Below are 16,550 nucleotides of genomic sequence, written 5' to 3'. Positions count from 1 at the left end.
AAAATGAAACTTTATAATTTAAAAAATCATAGCGAGCAAGTTAATTTTGAAACTGCTATTAAACTTGGACTAGGACAGCAACAAGGATTATTTTTTCCAGTAAAAATACCAATTATTACACCTTTTGAATTATCAGAAATACTAAAAATGGATTTTATTACAAGAAGCACTGAAATACTTTCCAAATTTATTGATCGTGAAATATCTAAACAAATATTGTATGAGCAAGTAAAAAAAGCATTTTCATTTAAAAAACCATTAAAGGTACCTATTACTAAACATATCAGTTGTTTTGAATTATTTCATGGACCAACATTAGCATTTAAAGATTTTGGAGCTCGTTTTATGGCTCAAATGATATTTTCTCTAAACAAAAACAACGAATCTTTTACTATCTTAACTGCAACATCAGGAGATACTGGTGCTGCAGTTGCACATGCATTCTATAAAATGAAAAATATTCGAGTGATTATTTTATATCCAAAAGGTAAAATTAGCTTATTACAAGAGCAGTTGTTTTGTACTTTAGGAGAAAATATAACAACTATATCAATTAATGGTAGTTTTGATGATTGTCAGAATTTAGTTAAACAAGCTTTTGATGATAAAAAACTAAAAGAACTGATAGGTTTAAATTCTGCTAACTCTATTAATATAAGTCGATTATTAGCACAGATATGTTATTATTTTGAAGCTTTTTCATTAATTTCAGAACAAGAAAGAAAAAATTTAGTTATAGCTGTTCCATGCGGAAATTTTGGAAATTTAACAGCAGGATTATTAGCGAAATCTCTTGGTTTACCTATTAAGTCTTTTATAGCATGCACAAATTCAAATGATACTGTCCCTAGGTTTTTAAAAAACAAACAGTGGAAACCAAAAAAAACAATATCTACAATTTCTAATGCAATGGATATTAGCCAACCAAATAATTGGCCTAGAATTGAAGAACTATTTCAAAGAAATAATTGGAATTTAAATAATTTAAGATTTGGAAGTGTATCAGATAATGATACTAAAAACTCAATTAAAGAACTTTTTAAACTTGGATATACTTCTGAACCACATGCTGCAATTGCATATAAGTTGTTAAGTGATCAGCTTCAAGAAAACGAATATGGTTTATTTTTAGGAACAGCGCATCCGGCTAAATTTAAAAATACTGTTGAACAAATTTTAAAAAATAGCATTACTTTACCAGATGAAATTAACTGTAGAGTTAACTTACCATTATTATCTCATAATATAAATCCAGATTTTTGTAAACTTAAAAACTTTTTATTAAACAAATAAAAAATTAGAGAGGACAATTTTCCTCTCTAATCAACAACCATAACTAAAAAGTTCAAAAAAATTAAATAATTTTTAAACATTAAATAAAAAATTAACAATATCACCATCTTTAATTTGATAATCTTTTCCTTCAATTTTGCATTTTCCCATTTCTTTAACTTTTGTTTCACTTTGATACTGAATAAAATCTAAATATTTAATAATTTGAGCACGAATAAAACCTTTACTAAAATCACTATGAATTTTATGAGCAGCTTGAATACTTGTACTACCATTGGGTATAGACCACGCATGAATTTCTTTAATCCCAACTGTAAAAAAAGTGATTAAATCAAGTATTTTATAACCGTATTTAATAATTTTATTTAATCCTAATTTTTGTATATTAAAAGCTTTCATAAAATCTTTTTGTTCATCATTATTCATTTTAACTAAATCTAATTCTAAATTTGAAGAAATTGGAATCACCAAAGAATTTTCTTTTTTTGCTATTTGCTTTAGTTCTTTTAAAAAATGTAAAGATTCTTTATTTTCATTAATATTTGCAATATACATTGTGGGTTTTAAAGTTAAAAATCGACAATCACTAATTATTTTCTTTTCTATTAAATCTAATTTTAATGTTTTAAGCATTAACAAATTTTTTAAATGATTCATGCATTTATTTAAAACAAATATTTTTTTTTCTTTATCTTGTATATTATAATTTGATTTTTTTTGCAATCTTAAGATAGATTTTTCACAGATATCAAAATCAGATAATATAAGCTCGGAATTAATTATATCTATATCATTTTTAGGATTTATTTTATTATAAATATGACTAACATTATCGTCTTTAAAACATCGAACAACATGCGCAATAGCTTGTGTATCTTTAATATTGCTTAAAAATTGGTTTCCCAAACCTTCTCCTTTAGAAGCTCCTTTTACTAAACCTGCAATATCTACAAATTCTATATATGCATTTACTATTTTTTTAGGGGAAATAATTTTAGAAAGTTCATCTATACGAACATCCGGAACTGAAACTATTCCAATATTAGGATTAATAGTGCAAAATGGAAAATTTGCAATTGCAGAATTTCCTTTAGTTAAGGCGTTGAATAAAGTAGATTTTCCAACATTAGGAAGCCCTATTATGCCGCATTTAAAACCCATATTTATACACCTTAAAATAGATAATTTTATTTTTTAAAAATTAAAATAATTCTAATTGTCATGATGACTATTAAATTAAATAATTATATTTAAGTAATTTTACCTAATAAAGCAATGGTATTTTGTATAGCATTTTGAATAGATATATTAATTAAATAAATTTCTTCATTGAAAGGTCGTGAAAGTACAAAAGACGATATTTCTTTTTTATTGTTTGGTCGACCGATACCAATTCTCAGTCTATAAAAATTTATTTTTTTTTTACTAAAATGAGTGATAATACTTCTTAAACCATTATGACCACTATGTCCATAACTATATTTCAGTTTTGACGTTCCAGATACTAAATCTAAATCATCATGTGCCACTAATATTTCATTTAAATCAATATTATAAAATGAAGCAATTTTATATATTGCACCACCATTAATATTCATAAAAATATTAGGTATAAATAAATGAATATCATTCGAATATGTTTTAATAGAAGCAACAAAACCAAAAAACTTTTTTTCTTCTTTTAATAATACATTAAAATATTTTGCTAAAGAATAAATATACCAAGAACCTATATTATGACGTGTATTATGATATTTTTTTTTAGGATTAGACAATCCCACAATCATCTTAATAGTACTCAAAAATAATCCTTTGATATCTTGTTTTATATAAAACATATAATAATAGATATTATATGTTTAAATATTTAATTGAAACGGTGTGTATTTAAAAAATATTTTATTTATTCAAACGACTATCAACTTTATCCCAATTTACTACATTCCAAAATGCTTTAACATAATCTAATTTTCTATTTTGATATTTTAGATAATATGCATGTTCCCAAATATCTAACCCTAAAATAGGATCGCCATAAGTATTTGATATTGATTTTCCCATTAATGGATTATCTTGATTTGTAGTAGATACTATAGTCAATTTTCCATTTTGATTCACTAACCAAACCCAACCTGATCCGAAATGTTTAAAAGCAATATCTTCAAATTGATTTTTAAAATACTCAAAACTGCCAAAACTTTTCTCTAATTCTAATTTTAAACTATTATTTAATACAGTATTAGCTTTTAAAGATTTCCAAAAAAAACTATGATTAATATGTCCACCTGCATTATTTCGTAGTATATTTTTATTTTCTAAACTTATTTCATTAAATATAGACATTAATTCTTCAATTGAAAGAGATGAAAAAGCTGTGTTTTCTAAAATAGTATTAGTATTATTAATATAATTTTGATGATGCTTTGTATGATGAATTTTCATTGTTTCTTCATCAAAATAAGGTTCTAATGCGTTGTATGAATAAGGTAAAGCGGGTAAAAGGTAGCTCATGTTATTTTCCTTAATTAAAATATAAATTAAATAAAAAATTTTCTTTTAAATATTGCATTAAATTATAGTACAATTATTAAATAAAACAAGAATCATAACAAATATATAAATGAAAAATTAATTCTATCAAAATAAAAAAATAGTTTTTAAAATGAGATGTAAATGCCTATAACGGAAAAATTTAATTTATTAAATAATCGATTTCGCAGTTTTTACCCTGTTGTCATCGATATCGAAACAGCTGGTTTTAATCCACAAACCGATGCAGTATTAGAGATTGCTTTGATAACATTAAAAATGGATAAATTAGGATGGTTACACAAAGCAAATACACTTCACTTTCATATTAAACCTTTTCAGGGATCTATTATAAACTCTGATGCTATTGCATTTAATAAAATTGATCCATTTAATCCATTACGTGGCGCTATTAGTGAAAAATTAGCAATTGAATCGATATTAGAAACAGTTCAAAGGGGGATTCAAATAGAAAATTGTAGAAAAAGTATTGTAGTTGCACATAATGCTAATTTTGATCATAATTTTTTAATGGCTGCAATACAAAGAGTTAAAATTAAACAAAATCCATTTCATCCTTTTGTTACATTTGACACAGCATCTTTAAGCGCATTAGTTCTAGGAGAAACGGTTTTAGCTAAAGCTTGTAAAGCTATTGGATTATCATTTGATAATAACCAAGCTCATTCTGCACTTTATGATACTTTGCAAACTGCAAATCTTTTTTGCGAACTCGTTAATCGATGGAAAAAATTAGGTGGATGGCCAATTAATATAAAAAAATAAAAATATTTTTAGATGTTAGATACAACTTTAATTTTATAAAATTTTTTTTCAAATGATTAAAGAAGATATGACATTAATAATTTTATTTTTAAAAATTATCTTGAAGAAATGTCATATCTTTTATTAATCTCACTCCAACAACTTTATTTTTTATATTTATTGATTGTTTTAGATATTAATTTTTGTAAATCGCCATTTTGAAACATTTCCAAAACAATACTACAACCTCCTATCAACTCTCCATCTACCCATAACTGAGGAAATGTAGGCCAATTTGAATATTTAGGTAGTTCTTTTCTAATGTCTTCGTTTTCTAAAACATCTATATATGCAAATTTTTCTCCGCATATCGATAAAGCTTTTACAGCTTGCGCAGAAAAACCACAACTAGGAGCATCTGGTGTTCCTTTCATATAAATTAAAATAATATTATTTTTAATTTGATGTTCTATTTTTTTTATTATCTCCATACTGTTCTCCATGTTCAAAGGTTAAAAATATTTTAAATAATTTTAAGTAATAAATAATTGAAAAATATTTTATAGACAACTGTATTTTTTTTTGTAATACTAATCAATTAAATATTTTATCAATTAACTAAAACTATGGGGCTGTTTCGGATTCGACAAAATTATCAAAAAAATAAAGTGCATGTCGAGGAACGGTTTGCCTCGTAAAAAGCCGTAAAAAAATAGATACAAATAACAAACAAAACTACGCGTTAGCAGCTTAAAAAACTGTTTTAACGCCCTTTATTCTCAAAATTATCTCTTTTATAACGAGAATTATTAAAGGTCATTTATTAAAGAGAAAACGTGAAAACAAAGCTTAATAGTGACACGTAAATATTTTTAAGCTATTTTCCTAAATTAAGTTTTTCTAAAATAGGAAAAGAATTCAACACCCAGAAAAACTAAACGTGTAGTATCTTTATTTTTAGAAATTTTGGACGCGGGTTCAAATCCCGCCAGCTCCAAAAATTTATAAATTATAATTAATTCAAATCATTTCAAATTAAAACTAAACACTTTATTTTTTTTAAAAAAAATATTTAAAGTAATTTTTTTGCATATATTTTTTTCAGATCGTTTATAAAAAATATAATGATATGAATCACTGAAAGAATCCGAAATTATTGGATTTCCAAAAATATAAATTATTTGCTCTCTTGTCATACCTTTATAATTTCTTTTAAATTCATTTAAATTTAAATCAAATTCATCTATTATATTATTAGAATTATAATCTTTATTGACTAAAAATGAACAATTAGTCAATAAAAAAATTATTAGCAACATTTTCACTATCAAAATCTGAATATTCATTAATAAATTATTTCCTAATACTTTATATAAAATTTTTATTTACAATTACTGTACAAAAAAATTCTTTAAATCACACTATTATAATTTTATATTCTATCCTATTATTTATATATGTTATATCCTGAAAAATACATAATTTTCAAAAAGATTTTTTAGACCAATTTAGCTTAGATGTTAAAGTTTCAAAATAGTTATAACTTTTAGGGTGAACCAGATTTAAATAATAATTACTTCGTTTAATGAAAACACATTCATTTTTATTGACAGGATATACTATTTGACTATCACAACTAACTTTTAAATCTTTTTCTGAATTTGAAAACTTTAAACAAATCATACTATCACTTCGAATAACTAAAGGTCGAGCTGATAAAGTATGAGGAAACATAGGTATTAATAATATAGCTTCTAAAGAAGTTACTATAATTGGTCCCCCCGCAGATAATGAATAACCTGTTGAACCAGTCGGCGTTGAAATAATCAAACCATCTGAACGTTGTGAAAAAGCAAATTGATTATCAATATAAACTTCAAATTCTATCATATGAGCTATGTGTTTTGGGTGAACAACAACTTCATTAATAGCTATACTAGATTTATAAAATTTTTTGTTTTTATAAATTTTAATATCTAATAAAAAACGATTTTCTATAAAATAATGCCCAGATAACACTTCTGATAATTTCTTAAATTGATTGTCAGGATTTAAATCTGTTAAAAATCCTAAATTTCCTCTATTAATACCAATGATTTTAATATTAAAATATGATAAAATTCGAGCTGTACATAGTAAGTTTCCATCTCCACCAATTACTATAGCCAAATCACAAAGTTGACCAATTTCTATCAATGTAGCAGTTTTTAGATTTTTTAACTTTAATTTTTTAGAGATATTATATTCAACAAAAACTTTATAACCTCTTTTAATTAACCATATGTACAGTTTTTCATGTGTGATTAATGCATTAGAGTTACGAGGACGTCCAACAATACCGATACAATTGAAATATTGTTTCATTGCATTAAAATCCCTAATGAATATATATATTTAATTAATATGCAAATAAATTTAAAAACATATAAAACAAATTTATATTTAACTAATCAGTAATGTTCGAAACGGTGATATTATGGATACTGAAGAAAAACAACTAAAAAACAAAGATATTGAAAAAACATATACAAATAAAAAAAATGAAAAAAAAATAAGTAATAATGATCAAATTCAAAACATTGATATAAATAATTTGAGTGAATTACAAGAAAAATTATTAGATACTAAAAAAAAAGAACATGATATACAATTAAGGCATCTAGCCTATATAGAAAATATAAAAAAAAATGCTGAAATAGAAATAAAAAATATAAAAAATATAAAAAAAGAAGAATTTTTTAAAAAAATTATCCCTATTATAGACGTTTTAGAAAATACGTTATCTTTAGCTAAAAAAGTACATTTAGAAAAAGAACCATTGGTACAAGGAATAAAATTAACATTAGAGTCTTTGTTGAAAATCATATATAAATTTGGAGTAAAAATAGAAGGCAAAACAAATGAAATTTTTAATCCAAAAATTCATAATGCTATATTAACTGAAAATTCAACGAAAATACAACCTGATCATATTATCTCAGTAATACGAAAAGGTTTTAGTTTTAATAATATTATCCTTCGAAAAGCATTTGTAATAGTTTCTAAAATTTAAAAAAAATCTATAAAATCTATTAATACTTAAAATTTATATAAAATAGAAAAAATTTTTAAATTTTTTCTATTTTTACTTATAAATTTAAATATCAAACCAATTAATTTCTTTTTTTTTGCATTCCATTAATATTTTATTAGTTTTAGAAAAATGTTTGCACCCCAAAAAACTTCGATGAGCTGATAACGGAGATGGATGAGATGATTTTAAAATGTAATGTTTATTAGTATCAATTAAATTATGTTTTCTTTGAGCATCGTTCCCCCAAAGTAAAAAAATAATAGATTTTTTATATGTACTAATATAATAAATTACTTTGTTAGTAAATATTTCCCATCCGATATGATTATGAGACTTTGGTTTTCCCAGCTCAACAGTTAAAATGGTATTTAATAAAAAAACACCTTGTTTTGCCCAATTTTCAAGACAACCATGATTAAACATATAGTTTTTTTTAAAATCACTATTTAATTCTTTATATATATTTCTTAAAGAAGGTGGGATATCTTCATGTTTCGGAACTGAAAACGCCAGACCATGCGCTTGATTATCTAAAAAATAAGGATCTTGTCCAACAATAACTACTTTGATTGCATTAAAAGGAGTTAACGAAAAAGCATTAAAAATATCTTTTGAAGAAGGGCATATTATCTTTTTTAAACGCTCTTTTCTAATATAATTAATAATATCAAAAAAATATTTTTTTTTTTCTTGAGATAAAATATCTTTCCAAGTTAAACTATCATTCATAAAAACTCTTTTTTAAGTTAATTAAATAAAGCATTTTTAAAAAGGTATGACTTTAATTATATACATGAAAGGGAAAAAATAATGGTTTTAGTTACAAGAAAAGCACCTAATTTCATAGCTCCAGCAATTTTAAGTAATGGAGAAATCACAAATACTTTTGATTTATACCAGTACTCCAATGGAAAATCAGTGATGTTGTTTTTTTGGCCTATGGATTTTACTTTTGTATGTCCTTCTGAGATTATGGAATTTAATAAAATTTATGAAAAATTTCAAAATCGAAATGTAAAAATTATAGGTGTATCTGTTGATAGTGTTTTTGTACACCAAGCATGGCAAAAAACTCTTCCTAAAAACGGAGGAATTGGCAAAGTTAAATTTCCTATGGTATCTGATATAAAACATGATATCCAAAAATCTTATGGAATAGAACATCCAGAATTAAACATCGCATTAAGAGCTTCATTTTTAATTGATAAAAACGGGATTATACGTCATCAAGTTGTTAACGATCTTCCATTCGGACGTAATGTAAATGAAATGATACGAATGATAGATGCTATAGAATTTCACCACCAATATGGAGAAGTATGCCCTGCAAATTGGGAACCTGGAAAAGATGGAATAACTACCTCTTCACAAGGAATTTCTTCATATTTAGAGAAACATTTTTCATAAAATTATTTTATATTAAAGTCAGCAAAAACGTGCTGGCTTTATTTAACTTGTTTTAAAAAACTACTTAGCAAAAAACTTATATCAAATAATTAAATAAAATTATCATCATTCATATCATTCATATCATTCATATCATTCATATCATTCATATCATTCATGTCATTCATGTCATTCATGTCATTCATATCATTCATGTCATCACCGATTTCATGAGTATATTCATTATTTAAATGAGATGAATGTTCATTATAAAAATGATTATCATAATGATCATTAATTAAGTGATCTTCATTATTTGAATGAAATGCATGCTCTTCTACATTAGATATAGAAGATTCATTAACATTATCAAATATCTCTTCTTCCGGTTTGCTATGATTAAAAACGTTCATTAACATATTACCTAGAATCATTCCTCCTGCTACACCTGTGGCAGTTTGTAAAGCGTTTTTAAGAAAACCACCATTATTACCACTAGTATTACTAATAGTTGCAGAAGATGTTGGTAAAGAATTGTGCGATTCTGGAATATTTTGATCTCTTTTCCAAATACTATTAGATTTCTCTAAAGATATTGGTTCTTTTTTAAAAAAACTAGATAAAAAACTTGGTTTTTTATTTGATGTGTTTACATTAAAATTTAATATTTTATTTTTTAATTCTTCGATTTGTAAACTTAATTTCTTTATTGCTGTTTCTTGGATTAATATTGTTTGCGCCATATAATAAGGAGAGCAGGGCTGTTTTTTTACTAAATCTTGAATTAAATTATTTGCTTCATCATCTCTCTCAGAAGAATTTAATTCAGTTTTTTTCAAACGATGAAACAAATTTTCTATTAATTTTTTTTCTTCATCTTTCATAACAAATATCTCGTATTTAATTATAACTAAAATATTTTTTACTATGTTAAATATTAATAACATAATTGTAACAAGTTAGTATTTTAATACTTTCGTTAAAAATAAACAATATAAAAATATTTTAACTATTAATTGATTAACAAAAAAAATATTTTTAACTATAGAATTTATTTCTTTCAATGCATCTAATATATTAATTATGTTATAATTTTCACTTAATTTAATTTTTAATTTTAAAAGAGATAATAGTTATCATGAAAAAACTTGCACGAGAAATCATACAAGTTAATATTGAAGAAGAGTTAAAAAGTTCTTATTTAGACTATGCTATGTCAGTGATCGTCGGAAGAGCTTTACCTGATGTTCGAGATGGTTTAAAACCAGTTCACCGAAGAATACTTTTCGCAATGTACGTATTACATAATGACTGGAATAAACCATACAAAAAATCTGCTAGAATAGTAGGTGATGTAATCGGAAAATACCATCCACATGGAGATTCTGCTGTATATGACTCAATAGTTCGAATGGCGCAAAATTTTTCAATGAGGTATGTATTGGTAGATGGCCAAGGAAATTTTGGATCAGTAGATGGAGATGCTGCTGCAGCAATGCGATATACAGAAATTAGAATGTCTAAAATATCTCATGAATTATTGATTGACTTGGAAAAAAACACCGTTGAATTTTCGCCTAATTACGATGGTACAGAATATATACCTGAAATATTACCATCTAAAATACCAAATCTTTTAATTAATGGATCCTCCGGTATCGCTGTTGGGATGGCAACAAATATTCCGCCTCATAACCTATTCGAAGTTATTAATGGATGTTTAGCTTATATAGAAAATAACGATATTACTTTAAAAGAATTAATAAAGCATATTCCAGGACCGGATTTTCCCACCGCAGGTATTATTAATGGGAAAAAAGGTATCGAAGAAGCATATCGAACTGGAAAAGGAAAAATTTATATTCGTGCACGTAATAAAATTGAAAAAAATAAAAAAAACAATAAAGAAAAAATTGTTTTTTATGAAATTCCTTATCAAGTTAATAAATCGCGTTTAATAGAAAAAATAGCGGAACTAGTAAAAGAAAAAAAAATTGACGGAATTACAGCTTTAAGCGATGAATCTGACAAAGACGGAATGAGAATTGTAATTGAAATCAAAAAAGAAGCGTTATCAGAAATTATTTTAAATCAATTATATTCTCTCACTCAATTACAAATTTCTTTTGGAATAAATATGGTTGCATTATGTCGAGGACAACCAAAAACTTTATCTTTAAAAGAAATTATTCAACACTTTATATCACACAGAAAAGAAATAGTAACACGTCGTAGTATTTTTGAACTAAAAAAAACACTAAAACGAACTCATATCCTTGAAGGATTAAGTGTTGCTTTAATTAATATTAATCTTATTATTGATTTAATAAAAAACTCTAAAAATACAATAGAAGCAAAAAAATTCATTATAGAAAAAAAATGGGCTTATAAAAATACAAAACACAACATACAAAACAAAATAGAAACAATAAAACAAAAAAAAGATTACTATTACTTCAGCGACAAACAAGCACAATCAATTTTAGATTTACGATTACAAAGATTGACTAATTTAGAACAAAATAAAATTACTTTAGAATATAATAATTTGACACAAAAAATCAAAGAACTTAAAGAAATATTAAAAGACCCAAATCGTATGCTTTCAGTAATTAAAGAAGAATTGTTATTAATACAATGCAACTTTAATGATAAAAGAAAAACAGAAATAATTGAACATCATACAGATATAAATATTGAAGATTTAATTAATCAAGAAGATGTAGTCGTTACATTATCACATTCAGGTTATGTAAAATATCAACCAATTTCAGATTATAATGCACAAAAAAGAGGGGGGAAAGGAAAATCAGCTGCTAAAATAAAAGAAGAAGATTTTATACAAAATTTAGTAATCGCCAATACACATGATACTATTTTATGTTTTTCAAGTCGAGGTATTTTATATTGGATGAAAGTATATCAATTACCAGAGTCTAGTAGACATGCAAAAGGGAGACCTATAGTAAATTTACTACCATTAAACAATAAAGAAAGAATTACAGCTATTTTACCTGTTCATGAATATAAAGATAATCTTAATATTTTTATGGCCACTGCTCAAGGTATAGTGAAAAAAAGTTCTCTAAAAAAATTTCAAAAACCTAGATCTGCTGGAATTATAGCTATCAATTTAAGAACAAATGATGAATTGATTGGGGTAGCATTAACTAATGGAAATAACAATATCATGCTCTTTACAGAAAATGGAAAGGTAGTTCAATTTTCAGAAAATAGTGTGAGAGCTATGGGTAGAACAGCATCTGGAGTAAAAGGCATTAAAATGCTAAAAAATGATAAAGTCGTTTCATTAATCGTTCCTCATGAGAAGGAAAATATTCTGATAGCAACTAATAACGGGTATGGAAAACGCACAAAAATATCTGATTTTCCAATCAAATCACGCGCAACACAGGGAGTTATTTCAATAAAATTAACAAAAAAGAACGGAAAGATAATTGGAGCTATACAAGTTATAAAAAAAGATCAAATTATGATGATTACCAATGCTGGAACACTAGTAAGAATTAGAGTGTCAGAAATAGGTGTATTAAAAAGAAATACACAAGGTGTAATTTTAATACGCACATCAAAAAACGAAAAAGTTGTTGCTTTACAAAGAATTGTAGAACCTATGATAAATGCTATATAATTAGAAATTACATAAAGAAATTACATAATAAAATTCATTAATTTAATATTATCAAGAACTAATAATGTTTAAAAAACAAAAAATTTTACATAAAAATTATTTTTTCACACAGGTCAAGTAAATATGAAAAATAGTCTATTTGTGACTAAACGAAATGGAAAAAAAGAAAAAATAAACTTAGATAAAATTCATAAAGTTTTAAATTGGGCCGCTCAAGGATTAGAAGACATATCTGTATCACAAGTAGAATTACGATCACGTATCCAATTTTATAACAACATTACAACTATTAATATACATGAAACAATCATTAAAGCAGCTGCAGATTTAATTTCTCAAGATACGCCAGACTATCAATATATGGCTGCTAGACTGGCTATTTTTCATCTTAGAAAAAAAGCTTATAATCAATTTAAACCACCAACACTGTATAAGCATGTTAAAAACTTAGTCAACTTAGGAAAATATGACAAAAGCTTGCTAGAAGATTATTCTTTTGAAGAATATCTCATAATGGATTCTTTTATTGATCATTGGCGTGATATGAATTTTTCTTATGCTGCTGTTAAACAGTTAGAAGGAAAATATTTATTACAAAATCGAATTACCGGAAAAATTTATGAAAGCGCACAATTTTTATATGTTTTAATATCTGCATGTTTATTTTCTAAATATCCAAAAAAAAACAGAATGAGCTATATTCAACGTTTTTATAATGCGATTTCTACTTTCAAAATCTCACTACCTACACCAATAATGTCAGGTGTAAGAACACCTACTCGTCAATTTAGTTCTTGTGTCTTAATTGAATGCGCAGATAATTTAGATTCTATAAACGCAACAACAAGTTGCATTATAAAATATGTTTCACAAAGAGCTGGAATTGGAGTGAATGCGGGTCAAATTAGAGCATTAGGAAGTCCTATTAGAAACGGAGAAGCGTTCCATACAGGCTGCATTCCGTTTTATAAACATTTCCAAAGCGCTGTTAAATCTTGCTCACAAGGAGGTGTTAGAGGAGGAGCTGCAACAATATTTTATCCAATATGGCATCTTGAAATTGAAAGTTTATTAATTTTAAAAAATAATAGAGGTATTGAAGAAAATAGAGTACGACACCTTGATTATGCTGTACAAATAAACAAATTAATGTACCAAAGAATGTTAATAGGTGAAAATATTACATTATTTAGTCCCTCTGATGTTCCTGAATTGTATGAAGCTTTTTTTTCTAATCAAAAAAAATTCAAAGAAATCTATATTCAATATGAAAAAAATAAAAATATAAGAAAAAAAGTTATTAAAGCCATTGATTTATTTTCCTTGATCATGCAAGAAAGAACATCCACTGGTCGAATTTATATACAAAATGTAGATCATTGTAATTCTCATAGCCCTTTTAATTCAAAATTGGCTCCAATAAAGCAATCTAATTTATGCTTAGAAATTACATTGCCTACCAAACCATTAAATAATATTTGTGATAAAAATGGAGAAGTAGCTCTATGCACATTATCAGCTTTAAATTTAGGTGTAATTCAAAATCTTGAAGAACTTGAAGAATTATCCATATTATCTGTTCGAGCATTAGATGAAATATTGGAGTATCAAAACTATCCAATATTGTCAGCAAAAAACTCTTCTATTTTGAGGCGTTCACTAGGTATTGGTGTAATTAATTTTGCATATTATTTAGCTAAAAACAAAGTTCGTTATTCAGATGGAAGTGCAAAAAATTTAACACATAAAACTTTTGAAGCAATACAATATTATTTATTAAAAGCATCTTGTGCGCTAGCCAAGGAAAAAGGATCATGCATGCTGTTTTATGAAACAAATTATTACTTAGGTAAATTACCAATAGATACATATAAAAAAGATGTAGATAAAATATGTGATGAACCATTAAATTTAAATTGGAACTCATTGCGGAAAAAAATTAAAAAATATGGTTTAAGAAACTCCACTCTATCTGCTTTAATGCCTTCAGAAACATCTTCTCAAATTTCTAACGCAACTAATGGAATTGAACCACCAAGAGGATTTGTTAGTATTAAAGCGTCAAAAGATGGTATGTTAAAACAAGTAGTTCCAGATTATAAAAAGCTCAAAGAACAATATGAATTACTATGGAATATGCCAAATAATACTGGATATTTAGAACTAGTAGCTATTATGCAAAAATTTGTTGATCAATCTATTTCGACAAATACTAATTATGATCCAAAACGATTTAAAAATGAAAAAATACCAATGAAACAATTATTATATGATTTACTGATAGCATATAAATTGGGTATAAAAACTTTATACTATCAAAATACAAGAGATGGTGCTGAAGACAATTATAACTTTAAACAATTTGAAACAAACAAAGAAGATAATTGTGCAAGTGGAGCTTGTATTATATAATATAAAAATTATAATAAAATAAAAATTTATTTTTAGGTATAACAAAAGTGTCTTATACAACATTTTCAAAAAAAAAGAATAATCAACTTATAGAACCTATGTTTTTTGGGCAATCTGTAAATATAGCTAGATATGATCAACAAAAATATAATGTTTTTGAGAAATTAATTGAAAAACAACTTTCATTTTTTTGGAGACCAGAAGAAATAGATTTATCACAAGATCGAATAGATTTTCAAAATCTTCCTTCACATGAAAAACATATTTTTATTAGTAATTTAAAATATCAAACATTACTTGACTCAATTCAAGGAAGAAGTCCGAATATTGCTTTTTTACCCATTATATCTATTCCTGAATTAGAAACATGGATTGAAACATGGTCATTTTCAGAAACAATTCACTCTCGTTCTTATACACATATAATTAGAAATATTATAAATAATCCATCTATCATCTTTGATGATATTATTACTAATAAAAATATTAACGATAGGACACAAGATATTTCTATTTATTATGATGAATTAATTCAAATGACTAGTTATTGGCATTTATTAGGAGAAGGAGAACATATAGTTAATAAAGAAAAAATATATGTTAATTTGAACTTATTAAAGAAAAAATTATATCTTTGTTTAATTAGCGTGAATGTGTTAGAGGCCATCAGATTTTACGTTAGTTTTGCTTGCTCATTTGCATTTGCAGAAAGAGAGATTATGGAAGGAAACGCAAAAATTATAAGATTAATTGCAAGAGACGAAGCGTTACATTTAACTGGTACACAACATATCTTATATCTTTTAAATAGCAAAAAAAATAATGAAAACATGCATGATACTGTTCAGGAATGCAAAGAAAAAGCAACTCAAATTTTTATATCAGCTTCAGAGCAAGAAAAAAAATGGGCAGAATATTTATTTCAAGATGGTTCAATGTTAGGATTAAATAAAGATATCCTTTGTCAATATATAGAATATATTACTAATATCCGAATGGATGCAATCGGTTTAAAAATGCCTTTCGAAAAAAAATCAAATCCTATTCCATGGATTGATTCTTGGTTAAACTCAGATTGTATACAAAATGCTCCTCAAGAAACTGAAATTAGCTCTTATTTAGTTGGTCAAATTGATTCTCAAATATCTCATCAAGAATTTAAAAAATTTAAACTATAAAATGAATTATTTTACTATTAAAATAGTAAACAAGAAAACAATTGTTTACAAACGAAATATTTTATTATTATCTATTTTAAAAAAAAATAATATATCTATATCATATCAATGTAAATCTGGATATTGCGGTGCTTGTCGCATACAAATAATAGAAGGTAATGTGACTTACCCGATAAACCAACCTATAGCTGCTTTATTCAAAAAAAATGAAATTTTTCCATGTTGCTGTATACCTAATGGTAATATTATAATTCAAATATAA

At 25.4% G+C, this 16,550-nt stretch carries 16 protein-coding genes and 1 other RNA gene; 9 read left to right on the top strand and 8 right to left on the bottom strand.

Annotated features, from left to right (window positions below; translation table 11 throughout):
- Positions 1-3: 3 nt before the first annotated feature.
- Positions 4-1,293 (top strand): threonine synthase, encoded by a 1,290-nt coding sequence (gene thrC / locus RJT32_RS00975; protein WP_343154423.1) that lies wholly within the window; start codon positions 4-6, stop codon positions 1,291-1,293.
- Between the two features lie 72 nt (positions 1,294-1,365).
- Here thrC and ychF read toward each other — a convergent pair whose 3' ends face one another.
- The 3 genes from ychF to RJT32_RS00960 form a co-directional block, all read right to left on the bottom strand.
- Complete coding sequence (gene ychF / locus RJT32_RS00970; RefSeq protein WP_343154422.1) at positions 1,366-2,454, bottom strand: redox-regulated ATPase YchF; 1,089 nt, start codon at positions 2,452-2,454, stop codon at positions 1,366-1,368.
- 89 nt (positions 2,455-2,543) lie between these two features.
- Positions 2,544-3,080, bottom strand: coding sequence for an aminoacyl-tRNA hydrolase (pth, locus tag RJT32_RS00965; protein WP_343154522.1), 537 nt, complete (start codon positions 3,078-3,080; stop codon positions 2,544-2,546).
- A 112-nt stretch (positions 3,081-3,192) separates the two neighbouring features.
- Complete coding sequence (locus RJT32_RS00960) at positions 3,193-3,804, bottom strand: Fe-Mn family superoxide dismutase (protein ID WP_343154421.1); 612 nt, start codon at positions 3,802-3,804, stop codon at positions 3,193-3,195.
- Positions 3,805-3,966: 162 nt separating this feature from the next.
- On the opposite strand from RJT32_RS00960, the gene rnt reads away from it, so the two are divergent.
- Positions 3,967-4,608 carry a ribonuclease T gene (gene rnt / locus RJT32_RS00955; protein WP_343154420.1) on the top strand — a complete coding sequence of 214 codons (642 nt, stop codon included), beginning with the start codon at positions 3,967-3,969 and terminating at the stop codon, positions 4,606-4,608.
- 143 nt (positions 4,609-4,751) lie between these two features.
- Here the strand turns inward: rnt and grxD are convergent, their stop codons facing one another.
- Positions 4,752-5,078, bottom strand: coding sequence for a Grx4 family monothiol glutaredoxin (grxD, locus tag RJT32_RS00950; RefSeq protein WP_343154419.1), 327 nt, complete (start codon positions 5,076-5,078; stop codon positions 4,752-4,754).
- 137 nt (positions 5,079-5,215) lie between these two features.
- On the opposite strand from grxD, the gene ssrA reads away from it, so the two are divergent.
- Positions 5,216-5,587: a transfer-messenger RNA gene (gene ssrA, locus RJT32_RS00945) on the top strand.
- Between the two features lie 25 nt (positions 5,588-5,612).
- Here the strand turns inward: ssrA and RJT32_RS00940 are convergent.
- Positions 5,613-5,906 (bottom strand): outer membrane protein assembly factor BamE, encoded by a 294-nt coding sequence (locus RJT32_RS00940; protein ID WP_343154418.1) that lies wholly within the window; start codon positions 5,904-5,906, stop codon positions 5,613-5,615.
- A gap of 166 nt (positions 5,907-6,072) precedes the next feature.
- Positions 6,073-6,951, bottom strand: a complete 879-nt coding sequence (gene nadK, locus RJT32_RS00935; RefSeq protein WP_343154417.1) for an NAD(+) kinase — start codon at positions 6,949-6,951, stop codon at positions 6,073-6,075.
- 112 nt (positions 6,952-7,063) lie between these two features.
- Between nadK and grpE the strand changes: the two genes are divergently transcribed.
- Entirely contained in the window at positions 7,064-7,639 is a 576-nt protein-coding gene (gene grpE / locus RJT32_RS00930; RefSeq protein WP_343154416.1) for a nucleotide exchange factor GrpE, read from the top strand.
- An 84-nt stretch (positions 7,640-7,723) separates the two neighbouring features.
- On the opposite strand, the gene ung is transcribed toward grpE, so the two are convergent.
- On the bottom strand, positions 7,724-8,389 hold the full coding sequence (gene ung / locus RJT32_RS00925) for a uracil-DNA glycosylase (protein WP_343154415.1): 666 nt from the start codon (positions 8,387-8,389) through the stop codon (positions 7,724-7,726).
- 81 nt (positions 8,390-8,470) lie between these two features.
- Here ung and RJT32_RS00920 point away from each other — a divergent pair, with 81 nt between their 5' ends.
- Positions 8,471-9,067, top strand: a complete 597-nt coding sequence (locus tag RJT32_RS00920; RefSeq protein ID WP_343154414.1) for a peroxiredoxin — start codon at positions 8,471-8,473, stop codon at positions 9,065-9,067.
- An 89-nt stretch (positions 9,068-9,156) separates the two neighbouring features.
- On the opposite strand, the gene RJT32_RS00915 is transcribed toward RJT32_RS00920, so the two are convergent.
- Positions 9,157-9,930 carry a DUF2076 domain-containing protein gene (locus RJT32_RS00915; RefSeq protein WP_343154413.1) on the bottom strand — a complete coding sequence of 258 codons (774 nt, stop codon included), beginning with the start codon at positions 9,928-9,930 and terminating at the stop codon, positions 9,157-9,159.
- A gap of 254 nt (positions 9,931-10,184) precedes the next feature.
- Here RJT32_RS00915 and gyrA point away from each other — a divergent pair, with 254 nt between their 5' ends.
- From gyrA to yfaE, 4 genes are all read left to right on the top strand, one after another.
- The gene (gene gyrA, locus RJT32_RS00910) at positions 10,185-12,698 is read left to right on the top strand and encodes a DNA topoisomerase (ATP-hydrolyzing) subunit A (RefSeq protein ID WP_343154412.1); all 2,514 of its coding nucleotides are present in this window, start codon (positions 10,185-10,187) and stop codon (positions 12,696-12,698) included.
- A 123-nt stretch (positions 12,699-12,821) separates the two neighbouring features.
- A complete protein-coding gene (gene nrdA, locus RJT32_RS00905) occupies positions 12,822-15,110 on the top strand; it encodes a class 1a ribonucleoside-diphosphate reductase subunit alpha (RefSeq protein WP_343154411.1) in 2,289 nt (762 codons plus the stop codon).
- A 47-nt stretch (positions 15,111-15,157) separates the two neighbouring features.
- Entirely contained in the window at positions 15,158-16,288 is a 1,131-nt protein-coding gene (gene nrdB, locus RJT32_RS00900; RefSeq protein WP_343154410.1) for a class Ia ribonucleoside-diphosphate reductase subunit beta, read from the top strand.
- Position 16,289: 1 nt separating this feature from the next.
- Positions 16,290-16,550: a class I ribonucleotide reductase maintenance protein YfaE gene (gene yfaE / locus RJT32_RS00895; RefSeq protein WP_343154409.1), complete on the top strand. Its 261-nt coding sequence runs from the start codon at positions 16,290-16,292 to the stop codon at positions 16,548-16,550.

This window comes from Buchnera aphidicola (Aphis aurantii) (assembly GCF_039388985.1).
Classification (GTDB): domain Bacteria; phylum Pseudomonadota; class Gammaproteobacteria; order Enterobacterales; family Enterobacteriaceae; genus Buchnera; species Buchnera aphidicola_BL.
The sequence above is the reverse complement of the archived record's forward strand: the minus strand, read 5'-3'. Positions and strand labels throughout refer to the sequence as shown.

Coding starts and splice junctions, on each gene's coding strand:
- thrC (WP_343154423.1), top strand. CDS start 4: ATGAAACTTTATAATTTAAAAAATCATAGCGAGCAAGTTAATTTTGAA.
- ychF (WP_343154422.1), bottom strand. CDS start 2,454: ATGGGTTTTAAATGCGGCATAATAGGGCTTCCTAATGTTGGAAAATCT.
- pth (WP_343154522.1), bottom strand. CDS start 3,080: ATGATTGTGGGATTGTCTAATCCTAAAAAAAAATATCATAATACACGT.
- RJT32_RS00960 (WP_343154421.1), bottom strand. CDS start 3,804: ATGAGCTACCTTTTACCCGCTTTACCTTATTCATACAACGCATTAGAA.
- rnt (WP_343154420.1), top strand. CDS start 3,967: ATGCCTATAACGGAAAAATTTAATTTATTAAATAATCGATTTCGCAGT.
- grxD (WP_343154419.1), bottom strand. CDS start 5,078: ATGGAGATAATAAAAAAAATAGAACATCAAATTAAAAATAATATTATT.
- RJT32_RS00940 (WP_343154418.1), bottom strand. CDS start 5,906: ATGTTGCTAATAATTTTTTTATTGACTAATTGTTCATTTTTAGTCAAT.
- nadK (WP_343154417.1), bottom strand. CDS start 6,951: ATGAAACAATATTTCAATTGTATCGGTATTGTTGGACGTCCTCGTAAC.
- grpE (WP_343154416.1), top strand. CDS start 7,064: ATGGATACTGAAGAAAAACAACTAAAAAACAAAGATATTGAAAAAACA.
- ung (WP_343154415.1), bottom strand. CDS start 8,389: ATGAATGATAGTTTAACTTGGAAAGATATTTTATCTCAAGAAAAAAAA.
- RJT32_RS00920 (WP_343154414.1), top strand. CDS start 8,471: ATGGTTTTAGTTACAAGAAAAGCACCTAATTTCATAGCTCCAGCAATT.
- RJT32_RS00915 (WP_343154413.1), bottom strand. CDS start 9,930: ATGAAAGATGAAGAAAAAAAATTAATAGAAAATTTGTTTCATCGTTTG.
- gyrA (WP_343154412.1), top strand. CDS start 10,185: ATGAAAAAACTTGCACGAGAAATCATACAAGTTAATATTGAAGAAGAG.
- nrdA (WP_343154411.1), top strand. CDS start 12,822: ATGAAAAATAGTCTATTTGTGACTAAACGAAATGGAAAAAAAGAAAAA.
- yfaE (WP_343154409.1), top strand. CDS start 16,290: ATGAATTATTTTACTATTAAAATAGTAAACAAGAAAACAATTGTTTAC.